The organism is Thermomicrobium sp. 4228-Ro, assembly GCF_026241205.1.
GTDB lineage: Bacteria > Chloroflexota > Chloroflexia > Thermomicrobiales > Thermomicrobiaceae > Thermomicrobium.
Window position 1 is genome coordinate 296,182 of the sequence record NZ_JAPFQM010000001.1, and the last position, 20,191, is coordinate 316,372.

Annotated in this window: 17 protein-coding genes and 1 tRNA gene; 11 read left to right on the forward strand and 7 right to left on the reverse strand. The window is 62.0% G+C overall.

The annotated features are described in order from the left end of the window. Nucleotides 1-395 precede the first annotated feature (395 nt). From OO015_RS01580 to OO015_RS01590, 3 genes are read right to left on the reverse strand one after another with little or no spacing between them, the layout of a single operon-like run. Nucleotides 396-3,152 (reverse strand): transglutaminase domain-containing protein, encoded by a 2,757-nt coding sequence (locus OO015_RS01580; RefSeq protein WP_265939130.1) that lies wholly within the window; start codon nucleotides 3,150-3,152, stop codon nucleotides 396-398. A 9-nt stretch (nucleotides 3,153-3,161) separates the two neighbouring features. Beyond that, nucleotides 3,162-4,421 carry a DUF58 domain-containing protein gene (locus tag OO015_RS01585; RefSeq protein ID WP_265939132.1) on the reverse strand — a complete coding sequence of 420 codons (1,260 nt, stop codon included), beginning with the start codon at nucleotides 4,419-4,421 and terminating at the stop codon, nucleotides 3,162-3,164. After that, nucleotides 4,418-5,413 carry an AAA family ATPase gene (locus OO015_RS01590; RefSeq protein ID WP_265939134.1) on the reverse strand — a complete coding sequence of 332 codons (996 nt, stop codon included), beginning with the start codon at nucleotides 5,411-5,413 and terminating at the stop codon, nucleotides 4,418-4,420. Before OO015_RS01590 ends, OO015_RS01585 begins: the two co-directional genes overlap by 4 nt. Before the next feature lie 250 nt (nucleotides 5,414-5,663). Here OO015_RS01590 and polA point away from each other — a divergent pair, with 250 nt between their 5' ends. The 4 genes from polA to rlmB all read left to right on the forward strand — a co-directional run bounded on the left by polA (nucleotide 5,664) and on the right by rlmB (nucleotide 11,025). Continuing rightward, on the forward strand, nucleotides 5,664-8,417 hold the full coding sequence (gene polA / locus OO015_RS01595) for a DNA polymerase I (protein ID WP_265939136.1): 2,754 nt from the start codon (nucleotides 5,664-5,666) through the stop codon (nucleotides 8,415-8,417). 76 nt (nucleotides 8,418-8,493) lie between these two features. Next, nucleotides 8,494-8,736: an FmdB family zinc ribbon protein gene (locus OO015_RS01600; RefSeq protein WP_265939138.1), complete on the forward strand. Its 243-nt coding sequence runs from the start codon at nucleotides 8,494-8,496 to the stop codon at nucleotides 8,734-8,736. Nucleotides 8,737-8,863: 127 nt separating this feature from the next. Then, entirely contained in the window at nucleotides 8,864-10,258 is a 1,395-nt protein-coding gene (gene cysS / locus OO015_RS01605; protein WP_265939140.1) for a cysteine--tRNA ligase, read from the forward strand. After that, nucleotides 10,255-11,025, forward strand: a complete 771-nt coding sequence (rlmB, locus tag OO015_RS01610; RefSeq protein WP_265939142.1) for a 23S rRNA (guanosine(2251)-2'-O)-methyltransferase RlmB — start codon at nucleotides 10,255-10,257, stop codon at nucleotides 11,023-11,025. The genes cysS and rlmB overlap by 4 nt, the downstream gene beginning before the upstream one ends. A 42-nt stretch (nucleotides 11,026-11,067) precedes the next feature. On the opposite strand, the gene OO015_RS01615 is transcribed toward rlmB, so the two are convergent. Next, nucleotides 11,068-11,265: a hypothetical protein gene (locus tag OO015_RS01615; protein WP_265939144.1), complete on the reverse strand. Its 198-nt coding sequence runs from the start codon at nucleotides 11,263-11,265 to the stop codon at nucleotides 11,068-11,070. 343 nt (nucleotides 11,266-11,608) lie between these two features. On the opposite strand from OO015_RS01615, the gene rplI reads away from it, so the two are divergent. From rplI to OO015_RS01650, 7 genes are all read left to right on the forward strand, one after another. Continuing rightward, entirely contained in the window at nucleotides 11,609-12,079 is a 471-nt protein-coding gene (rplI, locus tag OO015_RS01620; protein WP_265939145.1) for a 50S ribosomal protein L9, read from the forward strand. Between the two features lie 13 nt (nucleotides 12,080-12,092). Continuing rightward, nucleotides 12,093-13,445: a replicative DNA helicase gene (gene dnaB / locus OO015_RS01625; protein ID WP_265939147.1), complete on the forward strand. Its 1,353-nt coding sequence runs from the start codon at nucleotides 12,093-12,095 to the stop codon at nucleotides 13,443-13,445. Nucleotides 13,446-13,459: 14 nt separating this feature from the next. Then, a complete protein-coding gene (locus tag OO015_RS01630) occupies nucleotides 13,460-14,167 on the forward strand; it encodes a DnaD domain-containing protein (RefSeq protein ID WP_265939149.1) in 708 nt (235 codons plus the stop codon). Beyond that, complete coding sequence (locus OO015_RS01635; protein WP_265939151.1) at nucleotides 14,073-14,888, forward strand: ATP-binding protein; 816 nt, start codon at nucleotides 14,073-14,075, stop codon at nucleotides 14,886-14,888. The genes OO015_RS01630 and OO015_RS01635 overlap by 95 nt, the downstream gene beginning before the upstream one ends. A 66-nt stretch (nucleotides 14,889-14,954) precedes the next feature. After that, nucleotides 14,955-16,691: a hypothetical protein gene (locus OO015_RS01640; protein ID WP_265939153.1), complete on the forward strand. Its 1,737-nt coding sequence runs from the start codon at nucleotides 14,955-14,957 to the stop codon at nucleotides 16,689-16,691. A gap of 90 nt (nucleotides 16,692-16,781) precedes the next feature. Then, entirely contained in the window at nucleotides 16,782-17,696 is a 915-nt protein-coding gene (cdaA, locus tag OO015_RS01645; RefSeq protein WP_265939155.1) for a diadenylate cyclase CdaA, read from the forward strand. Beyond that, nucleotides 17,647-18,945 carry a YbbR-like domain-containing protein gene (locus tag OO015_RS01650; protein ID WP_265939157.1) on the forward strand — a complete coding sequence of 433 codons (1,299 nt, stop codon included), beginning with the start codon at nucleotides 17,647-17,649 and terminating at the stop codon, nucleotides 18,943-18,945. Before cdaA ends, OO015_RS01650 begins: the two co-directional genes overlap by 50 nt. 33 nt (nucleotides 18,946-18,978) lie before the next feature. On the opposite strand, the gene OO015_RS01655 is transcribed toward OO015_RS01650, so the two are convergent. From OO015_RS01655 to rplL, 3 genes are all read right to left on the reverse strand, one after another. Next, nucleotides 18,979-19,599 carry an ANTAR domain-containing response regulator gene (locus OO015_RS01655; protein WP_265939159.1) on the reverse strand — a complete coding sequence of 207 codons (621 nt, stop codon included), beginning with the start codon at nucleotides 19,597-19,599 and terminating at the stop codon, nucleotides 18,979-18,981. A gap of 47 nt (nucleotides 19,600-19,646) precedes the next feature. Beyond that, a tRNA-Pro gene (locus OO015_RS01660) sits at nucleotides 19,647-19,720 on the reverse strand. A gap of 68 nt (nucleotides 19,721-19,788) precedes the next feature. Continuing rightward, nucleotides 19,789-20,187: a 50S ribosomal protein L7/L12 gene (gene rplL, locus OO015_RS01665; protein WP_265939162.1), complete on the reverse strand. Its 399-nt coding sequence runs from the start codon at nucleotides 20,185-20,187 to the stop codon at nucleotides 19,789-19,791. Nucleotides 20,188-20,191: the final 4 nt, after the last annotated feature.

A 20,191-nucleotide genomic window follows, 5' to 3' on the forward strand; every position in this document is an offset into this window, starting at 1 on the left:
CGATGCGAGAGGGGGCCGTCTCTGCGATTCAGCAGGACGGCCCCGGTCGTTTTCCCTCCCCTGCCTCGGCGCCGCGCGCGTCCTACTGCAGCCAAGCACCGACCACGCAATCGCACCGTGCTCCGCTCCAGAAAGCCGCTCCCGTCGGTGACTGGATAGCTAGTCTGCACTACTCTCCGCACGCCCACTGTTCCGGACGCGCATCCAGCTCGGTCACCGGGACGCACGACTTCTCGACTGCCAGCACGGTGGAGGCATACTCATCCGCGTGGATACCTCTTGCTCCGGGCCCCGAACCATCGAGCCAATGGCGCAGTACGGACGAGCTACGCCGAGCGGTCAGTCGCTGGCATCGACATCTCACGCCTGGGTCACAGGTGTTTACCGGCTGCAACTCACGAGCGAAAGCTGCTCGTCTCCGAACCAGGGGTCGAAACCTCTGTTGCAGCCACCTGCCGCTGACTCAACCGGAGGACTGCACGGATCAGCCGTGGGCGGACGATTTCGCGCCACCCGCGCGCGACGACGCGAATTTCCTCCGCTTTGGCCGGTTGCCGCCCATACCGTTCGCGCATGTAGAGCTCGGCGATCGCCACAGCTGCCCGGCGCGTACCCGGCACGGTGCGGCCGATCTCCCACGCGAGTTCCAGAGGAGTGGTCGCATCACCGACCTGCACCCCTGCCAAGCGGGCTAGACGTTGCATGCGCACGAAGAGGCGCGCGATCGGCGAGAGCCGCCACGTCCCCCACGTCCACCACAACATCGCGCCCGCGATTCCCGCACCGATCAAAGCGAGCAGGACGAGCAGAACATTCCGTACCGGATGAGGCTCGCTCGTGTCGACTGCTGCACTACCGACCGCACCTGCCCGCTCCGGTCCACCCAGTTCCGGCAACAGCAGTCCGAGCCGCTCATCTGTCGGCAGGTTGGCTCCGAGCGTAGGATCGAGCGGGAGAAGATCACCCGACGCTGTGCTCGTCTCGCGCGGGAGCGGCGGGCGTGACGCGGTCGGCTCGAACGGAACCCAGCCGTAACCGGGAAAGTAGACTTCGACCCAGGCATGGGCATTCCGATCCCGATAGATGAAGCCGCCGAGTTCGCTATCGTACTCAGCGGGATAGTACCCGACCGCGACCCGCGCCGGGATTCCGAGGATTCGCAGCAGCACCGCCATACTCGATGCGTAAAACGTGCAATATCCCTCCGGCCGCTCGAAGAGGATCGTATCGACCGCGTCGATGCCGGACGGCACGGGGGCTGATTCGTTGTACGCAATCCGCTGGCGAACGAACTGCTCGATCGTCGTCGCGATATCGTAGAGGTTCGATCTGCCTTCGGCCAGGGTATAGGCGAGCTGGCGCGTCCGTGCCGTCACCGTATCCGGCAACTGGGTATAGCGCTCGTACAAGTCACGCGGATAGGCGACACCGTACGCCGTCATCACCAGATCACCAGCAGCACGCTCGGTGTCCTCGCCGGATCCAACCTTCCGTAGATCCTCGGCACTCACCGGATCGGACTCGCTGACGAACTCGTAAGTCAGACCGCGTTCCAGCCCGTCCGCAGGGTAGACCGCCTCGAGATCAGCGTAGTCGGGGAACCGACCACGGTAGGCGATCCGCGTGATACGAAACGCCCCATCTCCATTCGTCTCCCACCAGAACCGCACCTCAATTCCCCGGGCGGTCAAATCCCGGACCATACTGTCGATGTCGTCGAGGACTGGCGAATCGCGCATGAACCACCAGAACCACGGCTCGTTCTCGTAGCGGCTCGGCGTTATGGTCACGCTGCCCTCGGGCTCCGGCGCCGGACGGAACTCCGTCCGAGCCAAAAGTTCCGTGAGCGGGCGCAGTTCGACCGGGATATCTTCCTCGCCAGTCGCTGAGAGGTCGATCGTGTGCCATTCGGTGGTACCGGTCCACCCATACAGTGCTCGCACCGGAATGCTGAAAGAAACAGGACGTCCCGCGTAGGGGAGCGCAGCTCCTCGCGGTTGCAGGACTTCGATACGGTACGTTACGGTCTCCTGCTCGTCCGCCCTGCGGTGATCCCGCGGCAATGCATCGTTGGCTCCGAATTCGACGAGGGGAACAGGTTCGCTCGATTGACCAGAAGCTCCTGGAGTCCCGCTACTCGACCCTTCGGCAGTCTGGTCCTCCGGTACCGCACTCGACCGCCACCCTTTGCCAGTGTACGTGTCGTACGTCCGGACGGTCAGGTATTCCCCGCGGTTCCCGCTCAACAACAACACGGCCTCGTCGCTCAAGCGCAACGGGCCACCGATATCGAAACGATCACCGAAACTCGCGAAGCCACCGGCCCCTCTCCCAGTACCCCCCGGCCCCCGTACGGATGGAAACCAGCGCGCCAGCGTATCACGTACTTCAGTCCACGGCCGACTCGTGGGTCGAAGCGCTGCTGCCGCACGACTCGAATGCGTCCCGAATGGCACGATCCACCCAGCGATCAGGATCGCCACCGCGAGCCAGCTCAAGACCCACAACGACTGCCAGGTAAGGCCGGATGCGACCGGAACAGCTCGCCGACGCCAGAGCCGTACCCGGTGCATCAGCGTGACGCGGCCGACGATCAAGAGGTCGATGATGACCGCAATCGCGACGAGGACAGCGGAAACGTGTCGCGAGTACCCCGCATTGATCAAGATCACGACTGTCGGCAACAGAACACTGAACCACGCATGATTGTGGCGGACGAGTAACCACGTGGCGATGTAGCCGATCGCGAGATGGGTTGCCGCAATCAAGAGGAGGAAGAGGTAGACATCCTCCGCTCGCCCCCCTTCTCGCACGGCAAGATACCACCGTTCCCACCGGATCCAGAGAAAGGACAGCTTCGCGCGCCAGTCACCGATCTGATCGCTCAGGAGTCCCTGCATCAGCCAGAGAACCGCCACAGCACCGGTCGACACACCGACCGGATGCGCGATCCACTCCGGGAACGCGAGCGGCTTGGCCAGCAGGTACGCGAGGACGATGCCGACCAGCACCGCCCGAACAGCGATTCCCAACCCGTCCGACCAGTCAGCACGATACGTCGAAACTCCAGCGAGGAGACAGAGAACGGCAAGAAGCGAAAACGCGAACCAGCCCGTGTCTGGAGTGAGTCGACGCCAGAGAATTCGTCCCACGACCGCCTCCTAGCGAGTCCCGTTGGCGAGCGCGAGTCCCGCCGGCGTCGCGAGCGCCCGTCGCAGGTCGTCACCGTACTTGACCAACACGAACGGCACACCGAGGGCTGCCAATTCGCTTACCACCAGCAACGAACTCTCGGTACCACCGAAGGTGCTCGGCTCGACGAGCACCGCCAGAGCTCGCACTGAACGGACGACCAGATCCGCCAATACCCGCACCCATGCCTCATCAGTCGACGGCGTGATGATGATGAGCGAACTCTGGCGCCCGAAGTGAGCCTGCTCAGCGAGCAAGACGTTCTGCAGCGGCTCGGTTCCCTCCGCATGAAAGTCGGCGAGAAACTCGAGCATCTTCACCAGCTGACGCGCTCCCCGATCGGTCGGTAAAACGATCGGACGCGCTCCCTGTGCAATCAGACCGACCGCGCGGTTCTGCTCGAGAAAAAACCGGGCCAACGATGCCGCGATCGTTACGGCATATTCTTCCGTCGAATCGAGCCATGCTTCGATACCAGTGCTCCCTCGTTCTCCACCGTCGATCGAGAGACGAACATGATGGCGGCGATCGCCATCGACAACGAGCCACAGATCGGTGCTCGGATCGAGCTCGAACTCCTTTACCATGAGCTGCCCAGCCCGCGCCGAGGCACTCCAAGCGATGCGGTTGAAACTATCCCCTGGCTGATACTGCCGAATACTCGCCACGTTGGGCGTCACGTACGGTGTCCGCTTTTGTAACTGGCTCCCTCCCGGCAGTTCCCCGGCAGGGAGGCGAACAGTCGAAAGATCGACGACTGCGGGGTAGACGACGAGTTGGTGCGTCGCCGGAATCAGCACACGGCACTCGAAAAGCCCAAAAGGATCACCGCTACGCAAAACCATGGGGCCGAGGCGGAAGCGACCACGTCGGGTGCACCAGGTTTTCGCTCGCCAGCTCACCTTCGCATGGCCACCGAGCGTCACGACGCGGCTGAGCCGGTGGCCCGGTAGGTCGGACTGATCGATGACTTCGACCCACAGTTTCCCCAATCGGCTCCGATTCTCGAGTTCGACGTACTCCACCAGCTGGTCACCGACGTGCGCGCGGTCCGTCACGGTGCGGCGCCTCACCGCGAGGCCGGAGAGTGCCAAGCGGCTCCAAACGAACGACACGAGGAGCACCGTCACCAGCACGAAGAACAGCTTGTCGAAGACCACCCATCGATTGAGCTGGGAGAGGAACAACACGATGAGAGCGAGAGCGACGACGCGAACCCATCCCATCATGCACCACCGAAGGGAAGTCGCCGGCGTGTCGTTGATTCGCCCGTACCGATCGGGCGAGCACCAGGCACCGGAATCGTCTGGACGAGCTCACGCACGATCGTCCGTGCGTCGACGTTGCGCATCCGTGCTGCTGGGCTCACGATGATCCGATGCGCCAACGTTGCCTCTGCCAACTCCTTTACGTCGTCCGGGATCACGTAGTCACGGCCCTGCATCGCAGCCCACGCACGCGCAGCGTTGTAGAGTGCCAGGGAGCCGCGCGGGCCTGCCCCGAGGTAGACATCTTCGTGCCGTCGCGTCGCCTCGACCAGCGAGACCACGTATTCTTTGAGGAGATCGTCCACGTACACCTGCCGTACCGCCAGCTGCGCACTTCGTAATTCATCCAGCGTCGCGACTTGGCCGATGCGGTCGAGCGGGTGCTCGAAGTGCTGCCGGCTCAGCATCTCGATCTCACCGCGACGACTGGGGTACCCGAGCGAGATGCGAATCAAGAAGCGATCCAATTGCGCCTCTGGCAGCGGAAACGTTCCTTCGTACTCGATCGGGTTCTCGGTCGCCAGAACGACAAACGGTTCTGGCAAAGGATAGGTGACACCGTCGACGGTCACCTGCCCCTCTTCCATCGCTTCCAGGAGTGCAGACTGCGTCTTGGGAGTCGCCCGGTTGATCTCATCGGCCAGTACGATGTTCGCGACAACCGGTCCTGGCCGGAACTCGAAACGACTCGTCTGCTGGTTGAAGACGTTGACACCGGTGATGTCGGAGGGCAGCAGGTCAGGCGTGAACTGGATGCGCTTGAATGACGAGCCGATACTGCGGGCGATCGCCTTCGCCAGAACGGTTTTACCGACCCCGGGGACATCCTCGATCAACACGTGACCACGGCAGAGCAGCGCGACCAAAACGAGACGAACCTCCCGGCTCTTCCCGACGATAACCTGTTCGACGTTCGCGGCAATGCGCTCGGCGAGCGTGCGGACATTCATCATCGCTGTACCGTCCTAACACCCAGCATGGGAACCTGTTCGTCCATCTCGACGGCAATTCGGAGATTCCTCGATGAACCGATCAGCCGAGACACGACTCACGACCCGCGGAAGCATGCGAATTATAGCAAGCGCCTGATCTCCCAACCTGTCGCATCCCACTGCACAAGCCTACCGAGTGAACCTGAGAAATTGCTGAGACGACGAGACGCGAAGCGGTCTATAATCCCCGCGAGCTGAGGAGCTGGAGCCGATGACCGAACGCTCGTCACGTTCCACATTGGTCCTCGTCGATGGACACGGTCTCGCCTATCGTGCCTACCATGCGCTTCCGCCGACACTGGCAACGAGCAGCGGCGAGCCGACGCATGTCGTTTTCGGTTTCGCCAGCATGCTGCTCGAGGTACTGAACGACTTCCAGCCCGATTACGTGATCGTCTGCTTCGATAGTGGGAAAAGCTTTCGGCAAGACCTTTTCCGTGAGTATAAGGCGCACCGGCCGGAGACCCCGGACGACCTCAAGCGACAACTCGACCGCATTCGTCAGCTGCTTGACGCGCTGGCGATACCGATCGTTACATCGGAAGGGTACGAAGCGGATGACCTCATCGGAACACTCGCTCGCCAGGCTGTCGAACAGGGACTGGACGTCCTGATCGTCTCCGGCGATACCGATCTCCTTCAACTGGTCGACGAGCGCGTTCGCGTTATCTTGCCTGGTCGTCAGCGCTTCGGTGATTACCGTGTCTACGACCGGCAAGCAGTCCTCGAACGGTATGGGTTCACGCCTGAGCGGCTCCCCGAGTACAAGGCGTTGGTCGGAGATCCGTCCGACAACATCCCAGGAGTACCAGGTATCGGCGAGAAGACCGCGGCCAAGCTCATCCAGGCATTCCCATCGCTCGAGGCTCTGCTCGAACAGCTCGAGACAGTGGAGCCAGCACGGGTACGCGAGGCGCTCCGAGCAGCCCGCGAGACGGTGCTGACCAGCCGCTCGCTCGCCACGATCGTTCGCCACACCCCAGTCAAGCTCGATCTGGAGCGTGCCCGGTTCGGCTCGTTCGACCGCGAGCGTGTCCTCGCACTCTTCCGCGAGCTCGAATTTCGCAGCCTCGTTGCTCGGTTACCGCAACCTCGCCAACCGGCCCAACGCAGGACTCCTCCACCGAGCCAACGCCGAGCTGTTTTTACCGAACACGACTTGGAGCAGCTGGCGGGCGACTTGGCCAGCTGCCAGGCTTTCGCACTCGACGTCGAGACCACTGCCCTTCATCCGATGTATGCCGATCTCGTCGGACTCGCGATCGCAACAGCACCCGATCGGAGTTACTACATCCCGCTGGGCCATACAACTGGCGATGCGCAGCTCGAACCAGCGCGTGTGGTCGCGACACTGGGGCCGTATTTCCGTGCTGAACACATCCAGCGGTATGCCCACAACGGCAAATACGATGCACTCGTCTTGGAACGGGCGGGCTTTCCCCGCCCCCGGATCGACTTCGACACCATGATCGCTGCCTATCTTCTCGGCGAGAACGCCGTCGGTCTCAAAGAGCTTGCCTTCACCAAGCTCGGTTGGGAGATGGAGGAGATCACGGAGCTGATCGGCCGCGGGAAGAAGCAGCTGACGATGGACCGTGCGGAGATCGCTCGGGTGACCCACTACGCCTGCGCCGACGTCGAAGCGACGCATCGACTCGTCGACATCCTTCGGCCCCAACTCGAGCACCAGAACCAGGTGCGGCTCTTCACCGAGATCGAGCTCCCTCTTATCGACGTGCTCATCGATATGGAGAAGGCAGGCGTCGCGATCGACGTACCGTATCTCCGGGATCTATCGAAAGAACTGGAGCGTCAACTGCTCCAACTCGAGCGACGCATCTACGAACTTGCCGGTCGCCCGTTCAACATCAATTCACCGCAACAGTTGAGCACTATTCTCTTCGACGAACTGCGTCTCCCGCGTGGCAAACGCACGAAAACCGGTTACTCCGTCGCGCAGGAAGTGCTCGAGAGCCTGCGTGATGCGCATCCCATCGTCGATGCGATCCTCGAATACCGGCAACTCGCCAAGCTCAAGTCCACATACGTCGATGCGCTTCCCGAGCAGGTGCATCCAGAAACCGGACGCGTCCACACGATCTTTCACCAAACGGTCGCCGCGACAGGTCGGTTGAGTTCCTCCGATCCCAATCTGCAGAACATTCCCGTGCGCGGCGATCTCGGCCGTGCGGTCCGACGAGCCTTCGTTGCCGACAACCGCCCCGGCCTCCGGATCGCCGACGAACCGATTCTCTTGCTGTCGGCCGACTATTCGCAGATCGAGCTGCGATTGATGGCGCACTTCAGTCAAGATCCCGCCCTACTCCGCGCCTTCGCCGAAGGGAAGGACATCCACGCTGCCACCGCGTCTGAAGTCTTCGGTGTTCCGCTCGAAGCGGTGACGCCCGAAATGCGACGCATCGCGAAAACCGTCAATTTCGGAATCATGTACGGTATGCAGGCGTATGGCCTCGCCCGTGACACCGGCATGAGTCGCCAGGAAGCGCAGAAGTTCATCGAGGCATATTTCCAGCGCTTTCCTGGCGTTGCCCGCTATCTCGAGGAGACCAGGCAGCGTGCCGCTGAGCGCGGGTACGTCGAGACGCTCTTCGGTCGCCGTCGCTACCTTCCCGAAATCAACTCGTCCAATCCAGCTCGACGCCAGGCGGCTGAACGTATGGCTGTGAACATGCCGCTCCAGGGTACAGCCGCCGACATCATGAAGTTGGCGATGATCCGTATTCACCGAGCACTCCAGGAACGCGGCCTGAAGTGTCGTATGCTCCTTCAGGTCCATGACGAGCTGGTTTTCGAGGTTCCTGAATCCGAACTCCACACGGCCGCGGAACTGGTTACCTCGGTCATGAGTTCGGTCGTCGAGCTGACCGTGCCGCTCGAGGTGGACGCGAAGGCCGGTCCGAATTGGGCCGATCTTGAGCCTGTCCATATCAAACTCTCCCACTAGACCTTGCTCAACTTCGCGAACCCGGTTACAATACGACGCGGAGACTTGCGGCACGGTTGGCGCGGGAGGGGTGCCGATGCCGATTTACGAATACGAATGCACGAGCTGTGGCCATCGCTTCGAAGTGAAACAGCGCTTTTCCGATGACCCGGTGGCGACATGCCCGACGTGCGGGAACTCCGTCCGTCGTCTCCTGCATCCTGCTGGCATCATCTTCAAGGGATCCGGCTTCTACATCACGGACTACAAGCGCGGCAACTCGTCCAACGGGAAGAGCGAGACATCGTCCGAGAAAGTCTCCTCGAGCACCAGCGACTGAGTGAACGATTCGAGCACGGGGCGGTCGCTTGACCGCCCCGTGCTCTTTTCTGGCCTCCGCATCGGCGAACTCGATGGGGTATCCTCCAGGCAGCGAGTTTGACTGGTGGCTGGAGAGGACGCCTCTGATGGGCTTGCGTGTCACCAATACGCTCACGCGCGAAAAGGAACCCTTCGAGCCGCTGGAACCGGGTCATGTCCGCATGTACGTCTGTGGGCCAACGGTGTACGCCGACGCGCACATCGGGCATGCGATGTCGGCGATCGTCTTCGACATGATCCGACGCTACCTCGAATATCGCGGATACCGCGTGACCTTCGCGATGAATTTCACGGACGTCGATGACAAGATTATCCAGCGTGCTGCGTCACTCGGTATTCCACCGAACGAACTTGCCGAGCAGCTGATCGATGCCTGGCTCGACGAGACAGCTGCACTCAACATCAAGCCCGCAACGCTCTATCCCCGCGCGACGCAAGAGATTCCGACCATCATCGCAATGGTTCGCGGGCTGATCGCAAAGGGCCATGCGTACGTCGTTGACGGTGACGTCTATTTCCGCGTCCTCTCGTTCCCTGAGTACGGAAAACTGTCGCATCGGACCCTCGACGAGATGATGGCCGGTGCCCGGGTCGAGATCGATCCGCGCAAGGAACACCCGATGGACTTCGCGCTCTGGAAAGCGGCCAAACCAGGAGAACCAGCCTGGGAAAGCCCTTGGGGACCGGGCCGACCAGGCTGGCACATCGAATGCAGTGCGATGATCTACCACCACCTCGGTGAGCAGATCGACATCCACGGAGGCGGTGCCGATCTCATTTTTCCGCATCATGAGAACGAAATCGCCCAATCGGAGGCGTTCACTGGCAAGAAGCCGTTCGTCCGCTACTGGTTGCACAACGGTCTCCTCCAGCTCGGCGGTGAGAAAATGTCAAAATCGATCGGTAACCTTATCACGATTCGCGAACTCTTAGAACGGGATGGAGCCGGGCCTTTCCGCCTTCTCGTCCTGAGCTCTCATTATCGCAGTCCGCTTACCTTCACCGACGAAGCGTTCGACGCAGCAACCCGCGGTTTCGAGCGCCTTCGGCAGGCCGTCCGCGGCGCACCGACTGAACCCGTCGTGCGCCCGGTTCATGCACTCGCCTCGCTGGCTGACGAAACGCGCGAAGCCTTTCACGACGCGATGGACGATGACTTCAACACCCCTTCCGCGCTGGCACGGCTCTTCGAACTCGCCCGGGCGATCAATCGGGCGCGAGCCACCGGTGATCCGAAGGAAGCGATCGCGTACGCGCAAACCACGCTGCGTGACTTGACCGGCGTGCTCGGTTTTCGTTTCGACGATGTCGTTCCCTCGCGACGATCGGCCGAGCCGTTCGTCGAACTGCTCATCGACATCCGCAGCCGGTTGCGTGCAGAACGGCGATGGGAACTGGCTGATTTGATTCGCGAGCGGCTGAACGAACTCGGGATCATCGTGGAAGATACACCAGCCGGTACGACCTGGCGCTGGGCATGAGGAAACTCCAGCGGGGAAGACCGACCGAATACCTGTACGGCCGAAACGCTATTGCGGAAGCGCTGCGAGGCAGGCGTCGTCACCGTCGCCTCTACGTGGCCCAGGGTATCGAGCACCATGCGCGCGTTGCCGCGCTCATCGAGCAGGCACGCCACCTCGGTCTTCCTGTCTCGCTCCTGCCGCGCGAAGAACTCGACCGATTGGTGGGCTCAGTCAATCACCAGGGTGTCGTCCTCGAGACGAGTCCTTATCCGTACGTGGACCTTGCGACGTTCTTTTCCCCGGGACCGACCAGCGTCCTTCTCGTTCTCGATCATCTCGAGGATCCGCAGAATCTCGCCACCTTGCTGCGGACCGGTGAAGCGGTGGGCATCGATGGAGTCGTCATCACGGAAAGACGATCGGCCGGTATTACGCCGGCCGTCGTGAACGCCTCGGCCGGTGCGGTGGAGCACTTGCGCGTGGCCATCGTGACGAACCTCGGTCGTGCCGTGGACGACCTCCGCGAGGAGGGATACTGGGCGATCGCCCTGGAACCCGGTTCTCAGGCACAATCACTGTTCGTCGCACCGCTTCCGCGCCCCCTGGTCCTCATGGTCGGCTCGGAGGGACGTGGACTCTCTCCTGTTCTGATACGACGTGCCGATGTGCAAGTGATGATCCCGATGTTCGGACGGGTCACATCGCTCAATGCCGCAGTGGCCGGCTCGATCGCACTCTACGAGATCGTCCGGCGAGCACTTCTGGCGGACGCAGGCACAGGGTAGAGCGGCGATACAGCACACCGACCGACGGATCTTGCTCAGCCGCTAGAACAGGGCAACACGCTTGCGGCCTGCTCGCCGGAGCCCTTCGCGATTCTTGTACAGGGTGAGGATCGATTGGCCGTCGCGGTCCAGAACGATCACCAAACCGTGGAGACGCTCGACCCAACTACCCAAGTAACGGTACCGCTCTACTTCTTGCTTCCCGAAGAACACGACCAGACTGTCCGGACCTCGGTACAAGCGGCCATGCTCGAGGGCAAACGACAGAGCGTGTGGACGTACCGCACGTTGTGCACACCGTTCGACGGCGTGCCGGGTCAGCCGAGCGATCTTCTCGGTGATGGGACCCCTCCTTTTCTGGACTCGGCTGTATCGCCGCCTGATCCCCGTGCAGCTCCAAGTATCGGTCGGCCTGCTAGGCCTGTCGAGTGAACGCTGCGAACGCGCAGGTGCGACAGGAACGAGAACCGTGTGCCCGGCAGGCAAAATTGCGATGAGCACGCAGCAGTCGGTATAGTTGACGACGTGATACACTGGGTGTACGGACACCCGTCGGTTCGGAGCAGAAACCAGGGGAGGAACGATGAAGGTCATTCTGCTACGCGACGTCCCCAATGTGGGCAAGGCCGGCACCATTACGGTGGTCTCCGACGGGTTCGCGCGCAACTACCTGTTTCCGCAGCGGTTGGCCGAGCCGGCTACGCCTGACCGCCTCGCTATCGCCGAGGCGCGCCTCGCTGCCGAGCGACGACGCATCGAACGTGCCGAGCAAGCGATGCGCGAACTCGCAGAACGGCTCGAAGGATTCCGGCTCGTCATTCCGGTTCGTGTTGGCGAAAGCGGGCGCCTGTACGGGTCGATCACGGCTCGTGACATCGCGGCGCGCTTGAGCCAGGCCATCGGGCAGGAGATCGATCGCCGCACGGTGCACCTCGAGGAACCGATCCGCTCGCTCGGTGAACACCGTGTCGTGATCCATCTCGTCGGTCGGCTGCGCCCGACGATCGTCGTCGAAGTCGTTGCGGAGGAAACACCGGAAACTTCAGCCCAGTGAGCGGGGGATGGCGATGACGAGCACGGCACCGGAAGCCGTCGAGCGGCTACCACCGCACAACATCGAGGCCGAGCAAGCCGTGCTCGGAAGTCTCCTCATCGATCGCGACGCGATCATCCGCGTCGCGTCCTTCCTTCGTCCGGACGACTTCTATCGCGGTAGCCACGCGGTGATCTACCAGGCGATCCTCGATCTCTACAACCGTCGGGTGCCAGCCGATTTCGTGACAGTCGTGGACGAACTCGAGCGTACTGGCCGGCTCGACGATGCGGGTGGCGTGGCCTATCTGACCGAACTCCTTAGTGTCGTCCCGAGTGCCGTTCACGTCGAGTATTACGCGCGGATCGTCGAACGAACGGCGACACTGCGCCGGCTCATCAACGCCGGGACCGAGATCGTTCGCCTCGGGTTCGACGAACGGATCGAGGCCGATGAGGCGATCGAGCGAGCCGAGCGCCTCATTTTCGATGTCTCGCAACGACGCTCCGCTCGCGATTTCGTGTCCGTGGGCCAGGTGCTGGAGCAATTTTTCGAGAAACTCGACTACATCCAGCAGCACCGTGGCGAAGTCATCGGCATACCGACCGGATTTGCCGACCTCGACAAGCTCACTGGCGGGCTGCAGCGCTCCGATCTGATCATTCTGGCTGCGCGACCGTCGGTCGGAAAGACGTCGTTCCAGCTGAGCATCGCGCATCATGCGGCTGTCAAGGCCGGCAAGGTCGTCGCGATCTTCAGCTTGGAGATGTCGGCTGAGCAACTCGTCCAGCGGTTGCTGGCGATGGAAACCGGGGTCGACACTCACCGATTGCGGCTCGGGTATATCGACGAGCAGGAGTGGGACGCGATCTCTCGCGCGTTCGGCCGCCTCGCCGAAGCCAAAATTTTCATCGACGACACGCCTGGCATCAGCGTGATGGAACTCCGCAGCAAGGCCCGGCGCTTAATGGCGGAGCACGGCCTCGACCTCGTGATCGTCGATTATCTCCAGCTCATGCATGCGCGCCGCGCCGAAAACCGTGTCCAGGAGATCTCGGAGATTTCACGCGGCCTCAAGGCACTCGCTCGCGAGTTGAACGTTCCCGTTCTCGCGCTCTCGCAGCTTTCCCGCGCAGTCGAAACGCGAACCGATCACCGCCCGCTCTTGAGCGACCTCCGGGAGAGCGGAAGCCTCGAGCAGGATGCAGACGTTGTCATCTTCATCTATCGCGACGAGATCTACAACCCTGACACTGATCGTCGCGGTATCGCCGAAATCATCGTGGCCAAACATCGGAACGGCCCAACGGATACGGTGCACCTCCGCTTCTTCGACCGGACTGCCCGTTTCGCCGATCTCGAACTGTACCGTGAACCCGGTACCTGAACGAGGGGGAGAGCATGGCAGGCTATCAGCCCTTGGTAACCCCCTATTGCCTTCCGCTCGACCTCGCCGAACGTCTGGTGCGCGAAGCGGGCGATATCGCGACACTCAAAGTTGTCCTGGCAGTCGCTCGCCTGGCCATCCGCCAGGGACAGCCAGCCGTTCCCATCGCTGCCGTGTACAGCGACCAGGCGCTCCGCCAGGGCCTGCGTCCGGGTGGAACGGATCGTGAACCGCGCAATGAGATCGCTCACGCGATCGACATTGCGGTCGCCCGGGGCTTCCTGATCCGGCTCCGCGGCACGACGCTCAGTGGGCAGGACCTCGAGTGGGTAGCCCTGGCGAACCCGGAGACCATCGCTCTGGCACACCATCAGCCACACCAGCTCGTCCCGCGGGGCACCGAGCCGCCACCCTCCATTGTCATCGAACGTCCCAATGTCTTCTCCCTCTACGAGCAGAACATCGGCCCGTTGACGCCGCTGATCGCCGAACAGCTCGCCGAGGCGCTCGAACGCTACCCTCCAGCCTGGGTTGAGGCAGCGATCGTCGAAGCGGTACACTACGGACGCCGAAACTGGCGCTACATCCAGCGGATCCTCGAGCGGTGGGCGACCGAAGGACGGAGCGATGAGACCCATTCGCGAGATCAACGCGCTCGGCGACTCGATCCGGACAAATACCTCCGGGGAAAGTACGCTCCACTCTTCTGGAGTACCGAATAGTCTTTCGGTGGAGCCCCTCCTCCAGCGATCACCTGACACCTGCCCAATCTGTAAAGGGGCAGGCTATCTGCGGCTCGATGTTCCGGTCGGTCACCCGAATTTCGGTCGCATCATTCCTTGTGAATGTAAGATCCGCGAGCGGGAAGCGAAGCTCCTCCGCCAGTATCTGGAACTCAGCGGATTGGAGCAGCTCGAAGACTGGACGTTCGAGACGTTCGATCCGACCGTTCCCGGAGTCGGCGACGCCTATCGCATTGCACTCGAGTATGCGCGTAATCCGGATGGTTGGTTGCTGCTCATGGGGACCTATGGTTGCGGCAAAACGCACCTCGCAGCAGCCATCGCCAACTACGTGTTGCGCCACCAGCGGCTCTTCCCGCTTTTCACCGTCGTACCCGATCTTCTCGATTATCTCCGGGCAACGTTCGCACCTGATCGAACCCAAAGTTATGATGATCGCTTCGAGCAAGTCCGGAACGCGGGCCTTCTCGTCCTCGACGACCTGGGAACGGAGCACACGACGCCATGGGCGACCGAGAAGTTGTTCCAAATCATCAACTACCGGTACAACCAGCGCAAACCGACCGTCATCACGACGAACCGCGACCTCGACGATCTCGATGAGCGTATCCGCTCGCGTCTCTGCGACCGGGCTATCTGCCGAGCCGTTTTCATCCGTGCAGGGGACTATCGCCTCCGGCGTTCACGGGTGACACCTTGAACGACTTCAGCTCCTGAACCGTCATGCCGAAGTTCATCATGAGCGCTTCTGGACGGGATTCGCATCGTGAGTTCGGCAACGCCACGACACCAGCACGATGCAGGTTCGATCCGTTACGATCGGATCGACGGCATTCTCGATCACTGGCGACTGGAGTCGCTCGCCCTCGGCGGTGACCTCTCCCGTAGCGCGCACACGCGAGCCTGGAACGCGGTACTCGACGCCATCCTCACCGAAATCGCCGCACATCCGGATTCGCCTGACCCGTACAGTGCGTTCGTCGAATACGCCGTGCTCCGAGGTCGTGTTGCGGATGCCAGACTCCTGCTCCGCACGATCGAGCGACAGCTGCAGATCGATCCCTCGTGGCTTCACCCGACCACCTATCGAACGCTCCTGTGGCTGGTCGAGTCGATGGAGCCCGCACGACTCATCGAACTCGGCTGGGCGCTCCTGGACGGACCGGCCCCACTCCGTCGTGCCTTCCTTCCGTCCATTGTCGCGGAGCTCGCCACGACCGACGATGCGACGACGCTGAGCAGGGAGTGGAGACAACAGTATCCCAACGAACCCGAAGCCTGGTGGACTGCCGTCGCCATCGCTCTCGAGCACCACGACTTCCAGTACGCGAGAACCCTCTGCTCAGATCTGCAGCTGCCCCTGACAGCACGTCAATCGGTCCTCGCAATTCTGCTCCTGCCCGTTCTACCCGAGGAAGTTCGGTGGTCCTATCTCGCCGACTTCCTTGACCTCTTCCGCCAACGGCCTGTTCCACTCGAGCCTGTCACGAAAACGATCGAACGCCTCCGTGCAACCGGACAGCTGGATGCACTCCTCGTCGCTGCACTGCTCGCCTACCGGCTCGGAATCGCATTCGACGCTCGGGAACTCTGTTCACTTCCGGAGCCGACAACTCCGATAGCACGCGCGCTGCTCGCCGGTCTCGCGTCGCTCCTCCTTGCTCCGGACGACACCTCGGCAGCAATTCGAAGTTGTTTCGAAACCCTACTCCATGAATTACGGGAGCATTCCGCCACAGCACGCACCGTACTCCGGCTCCTGCCGACCCTCCGGCCACACCACGTTGTCGAGTTCGCTTGCCTGCTTCCGGACGACCATCTCGCCGGACGTATTCAGCAGATGCTCGAGGGCCCGGATTTCACGCTGCACCAACTCGATGAGCTGGCGACGCGCCTGTACGAACGAGGACGGATCGACCGTGCAGTCGTCCTCCTTCGGCTGGCTGCACGCCGGGCTGGGCAGAGGAACGACCGCACGAATCTCGTACGTTTTCTGCGACAACTCGCGCGACTCGACCCCTTCGACGATCGCACACTCGAGTTCGTTATCTCCCACGATACGCGTACCGGCCACTATGCTGAAGCCGTAGAGACCCTCATCGCTGCCGCTGCTCGTGCGAACGCGCTCGGCGATACAGCACGACGGGTGATGCTTCTCGAGCGCGCTGCAGCGATCGCTGAACTCGCGGACGATCGTGGTCGTCTCGCAGCACTCGCTGAGCTCCTCGCCTCGAGCGATCCGGACAATCCCGACCGTTCTGTCTACGCGGCGACTGCTGCTGTTCGGGCTGGGCAGACCGAGCGTGCGCAGGCGTATCTCTGGACGGCGCTGCGCGCCGCACTCCGGCAACGCCGTCCGCTCGATGCACTGAGTATTGCCGAGCAACTCGTGGCACTGGCACCGGAAGACGATGCAGCGCGCGCACATCTGGAAGAACTTCGAGCCTTACGCGCCCGCCTGCAGCGACTCAATGCGAACCGAGCGGATCTGCAGGCCTCCTAGACCGTTTCCGGCAACCGAGGCGAGGAAAACCCGCGGGGTGTTAGAATTCCCCGCAGCACGCAGGTGCGGCGAGCTGTAGGGGCGTCGGGAATGGTCGACCTACCATGGATCTTCACCCGCATTGACTTGCGGGCTATCGTTGACATTCTCTCTGTGGCACTGATCTTTTATTGGCTTCTTTGGGTCGTTCAGGGGACACGTGCTGCTCAGTTAGTTCGTGGATTAGCGATCCTCATTATTGCTGTCGTCGGTGTAGCCAATCTTTTTCAGTTACAGGCATTGAACTGGTTACTCCGGCAAGCATTGCCAGCATTGATCATCGCGATCCCCGTCGTCTTCCAACCAGAACTGCGGCGCGCGCTGGAGCGACTCGGTCATACCGGAGCCTGGTTGCGGACACCGTTGAGCAGCCACGAGGTGCAGACCGAGGAAACGATCGAAGAGATCACGCGTGCTGCTCTGCAACTGTCGCGCTTACGTTATGGAGCGCTGATCGTCATCGAGCGAGAAACTGGCCTGCAAGACTACGCAGATCGCGGCATTCCGCTCGATGCCACGCTCACCCAACAGCTCCTCGTGAATATCTTTTTTCCGAACTCACCGCTGCATGACGGGGCAGTGATCATTCGCGGCAATCGCATTCTCGCTGCCGGATGTGTTCTCCCACTCAGTGAAAATCTTCCCGATCCGCAGCTCGGAACACGACACCGAGCTGGCCTCGGAATGACCGAGGAATCCGATGCGGTCGCGATCATCGTTTCCGAGGAGACCGGGCAGATTTCGCTCGCGGTCAATGGTCGCCTCTACCGCAATGTGGATGCTGAACGACTCCGTCGTGCACTGCGCGCCTTACTCCACGTGGAGCGTCCGAGCCGACGTCGGCTCGCCGAACTTCTCGACCGTTCCACCCGTTCGACCAGCCCCGACGGAGAGCCTCCCGCAAAGGAGCCGGAGAGTGGCCCGACTCGCGAAGATGCGCGCGCGTCTGCTTCGCGCCTGGGATAACCTGCGACCGACGATCCGACGAGAAAACGTCGCACGTTTCATCGTTGCAGTGGCACTCGCTTTTGCACTCTGGGCTTGGGTCGAAGCGACGAACGATCCGGAAACACAGCGCACGATTTCCAATATCCCGGTCATCCCTGCCAATTTGCCGCCATCACTCGTCGTGACGAGCGAACTCCCCACCGTCACCGTACGGATCCAAGGGGCGCAGAGCCGCGTTCAGGCGCTCGAAAGCGGAGCGATACAGGCAACGGTCGACTTGGGCGACGTTACGGAGCCGGGGATCTATACGCGGCGCGTCCGCGTCGAACTGCCCGCCCGTCTCCGCCTCCGTGAGGTCATTCCGCCGGAGGTTACGGTGCAAGTCGACCGGCTCGCTGAACGACCGGCCGTTCCGGTCGAGGTGACGATCGCGAACGAACTGCCACCGAACCTCGAACTGGTGTCCACGCAGGCCGATCCCCAGACCGCCACCATCCGCGGCCCTGAACAACGAGTCAACCAGGTCGCCCGCATCAGCGCCCCCATCCAAATCTCCGGTCAGTCCGAGGTCGTACGCGAATCGGTGGCCTTGGTTCCAGTGGATGGAAACGGAATCACCGTCCAGGGAGTCACTGTCGAACCATCGACAGCGAGTGTGACAGTCCAGCTCCGGATTCGCGGACAAGTCCGACGCGTCGTCCCGACCATCGTCGGCGCCGATCGTCTCGCACCGGGCTACGAGCTCGCCGGCCCGCCGACAGTCTTCCCGACTGACGAAGTCGTTGTCGAAGGACCCGAATCAGCCCTCGCCGCGATTCCGTATCTCACGACCACGCCGATCGACGTGAGTGGATGGAGTGAATCACGCATCCTTTGGGACGTTCCGATCGATACGTCCCGGCTTCCGGCTGGCGTCACGGTGGACCCAGCGGCCGTCAACGTCTCGATCCAGATTCGCCGGGCTGAGGAATCTCGAACGCTTCAAGGCATACCGGTCACACCGATGAATGTGCGCCCCGGAACGACGGCTGAACTCTCACCAGCCACCGTCGATCTCGAACTCAGCGGCCCCAGCGATCTCCTGGACCAGTTGAATCCTGCGGAGATCCTTGTCTTCGTCGACGTGGAGAATGCGGATGCCGGCGTGTATCAGCTTCCCGTGCGGGTAACCCTTCCTCCCGGCGTACGATTCGAGCGTGTGACGCCGACCGTGATCCAGGTCACGGTTCGCACGCCGACGACACCGATTCCAACTCCGTCGCCATGATCGGAGCAATTGGAAACGCGGAACCGAAGCGGGCTACTGCCGTGTCTCGCTGGAACGACTGCCGCTCTCCAGCTGATGAGCGAGCAGGATCGCTTCAGCGATCTCGCGCATCGACTTCCGGCTATCCATACTGAGACGGCGCATGCGCTGGAACGCTTCGGCTTCGGTGAGTCCATGAACCTGCATCAGAATGCCCTTGGCCCGTTCGATCAGCTTCCGCGCCTCGAGCGCCTCCTGCAGCTCGACGACCTGCTGTTCCAGTCGCTGGAACTCGCGGAACTGGTTCAGTGCGAGCTCGATGACCGGCATGATCTCGCTTTCGCGGAACGGCTTCACCAGGTAACCAGCGACCCCAGCACGGCGCGCGCGCTCGACAAGCTCCCGTTCACTGTAGGCCGTCAGCAGGACCACAGGCGCGAGGCGCTCCCGATGGAGCACTTCCGCCGCGTCGATACCGTCGACCTCAGGCATCTTGATGTCGAGGATCACGAGGTCTGGCTTCAGCTTCCGGGCAAGTTCGACCGCAGTTCGGCCATCCGCCGCCTCACCGACGACATCATAGCCGAGCGAGGTGAGCAGCTCACGCAGATCCAGCCGAATGATCGGCTCGTCGTCAGCGATCAGAATGCGAATCGGTGTCGCAGCCACACTCATCGGAACCTCGTAGCGAGAAGGCCGCACCCCGAGGTGCGGCCGCATCGTCGGGGCGAGAGGATTTGAACCTCCGACCTCCGGTACCCCATACCGGTGCGCTACCGGGCTGCGCCACGCCCCGAAGTTCGCTCGCAGTATAGCATAGATTCCCGGGGGAACGCCAGTCGGCGTTCCCCCGGGGACGCGCGCCTACTTGATTTCCACCTTCGCGCCGACAGCTTCCAGCTTCTGCTTGATCGTCTCCGCTTCCTGCTTCGAGACACCCTGCTTCACCGGCTTCGGCGCTCCCTCGACGAGATCCTTCGCTTCCTTCAACCCGAGCTGGGTTAACTCGCGGACAACCTTGATTACCTGGATCTTGTTCGGCCCAACTTCCGTAAGAATCACGTCGAATTCGGTCTTTTCTTCCTCTGCCGGTGCAGCAGCTGCCGCGGGAGCTCCGGCCGCTGGTGCCGCAGCCACGGCAACGGGAGCCGCTGTGACACCGAAGCGCTCTTCGAGCGCCTTGACGAGCTGCGACAGCTCAAGCACTGTCATTTGCTCGATCGCTTGGATGATCTCTTCGAGCTTCTCTTGTCCGACCGCCATGCTT

Excerpts from the sequence above, each read along its gene's own strand:
- cysS (WP_265939140.1), top strand. The coding sequence starts at position 8,864 with ATGGGCTTGCGTGTCACCAATACGCTCACGCGCGAAAAGGAACCCTTC.
- OO015_RS01630 (WP_265939149.1), top strand. The coding sequence starts at position 13,460 with ATGGCAGGCTATCAGCCCTTGGTAACCCCCTATTGCCTTCCGCTCGAC.
- OO015_RS01655 (WP_265939159.1), bottom strand. The coding sequence starts at position 19,599 with ATGAGTGTGGCTGCGACACCGATTCGCATTCTGATCGCTGACGACGAG.
- OO015_RS01590 (WP_265939134.1), bottom strand. The coding sequence starts at position 5,413 with ATGATGAATGTCCGCACGCTCGCCGAGCGCATTGCCGCGAACGTCGAA.
- cdaA (WP_265939155.1), top strand. The coding sequence starts at position 16,782 with ATGGTCGACCTACCATGGATCTTCACCCGCATTGACTTGCGGGCTATC.
- OO015_RS01600 (WP_265939138.1), top strand. The coding sequence starts at position 8,494 with ATGCCGATTTACGAATACGAATGCACGAGCTGTGGCCATCGCTTCGAA.
- rplL (WP_265939162.1), bottom strand. The coding sequence starts at position 20,187 with ATGGCGGTCGGACAAGAGAAGCTCGAAGAGATCATCCAAGCGATCGAG.
- rplI (WP_265939145.1), top strand. The coding sequence starts at position 11,609 with ATGAAGGTCATTCTGCTACGCGACGTCCCCAATGTGGGCAAGGCCGGC.
- dnaB (WP_265939147.1), top strand. The coding sequence starts at position 12,093 with ATGACGAGCACGGCACCGGAAGCCGTCGAGCGGCTACCACCGCACAAC.
- polA (WP_265939136.1), top strand. The coding sequence starts at position 5,664 with ATGACCGAACGCTCGTCACGTTCCACATTGGTCCTCGTCGATGGACAC.
- OO015_RS01585 (WP_265939132.1), bottom strand. The coding sequence starts at position 4,421 with ATGATGGGATGGGTTCGCGTCGTCGCTCTCGCTCTCATCGTGTTGTTC.
- rlmB (WP_265939142.1), top strand. The coding sequence starts at position 10,255 with ATGAGGAAACTCCAGCGGGGAAGACCGACCGAATACCTGTACGGCCGA.
- OO015_RS01635 (WP_265939151.1), top strand. The coding sequence starts at position 14,073 with ATGAGACCCATTCGCGAGATCAACGCGCTCGGCGACTCGATCCGGACA.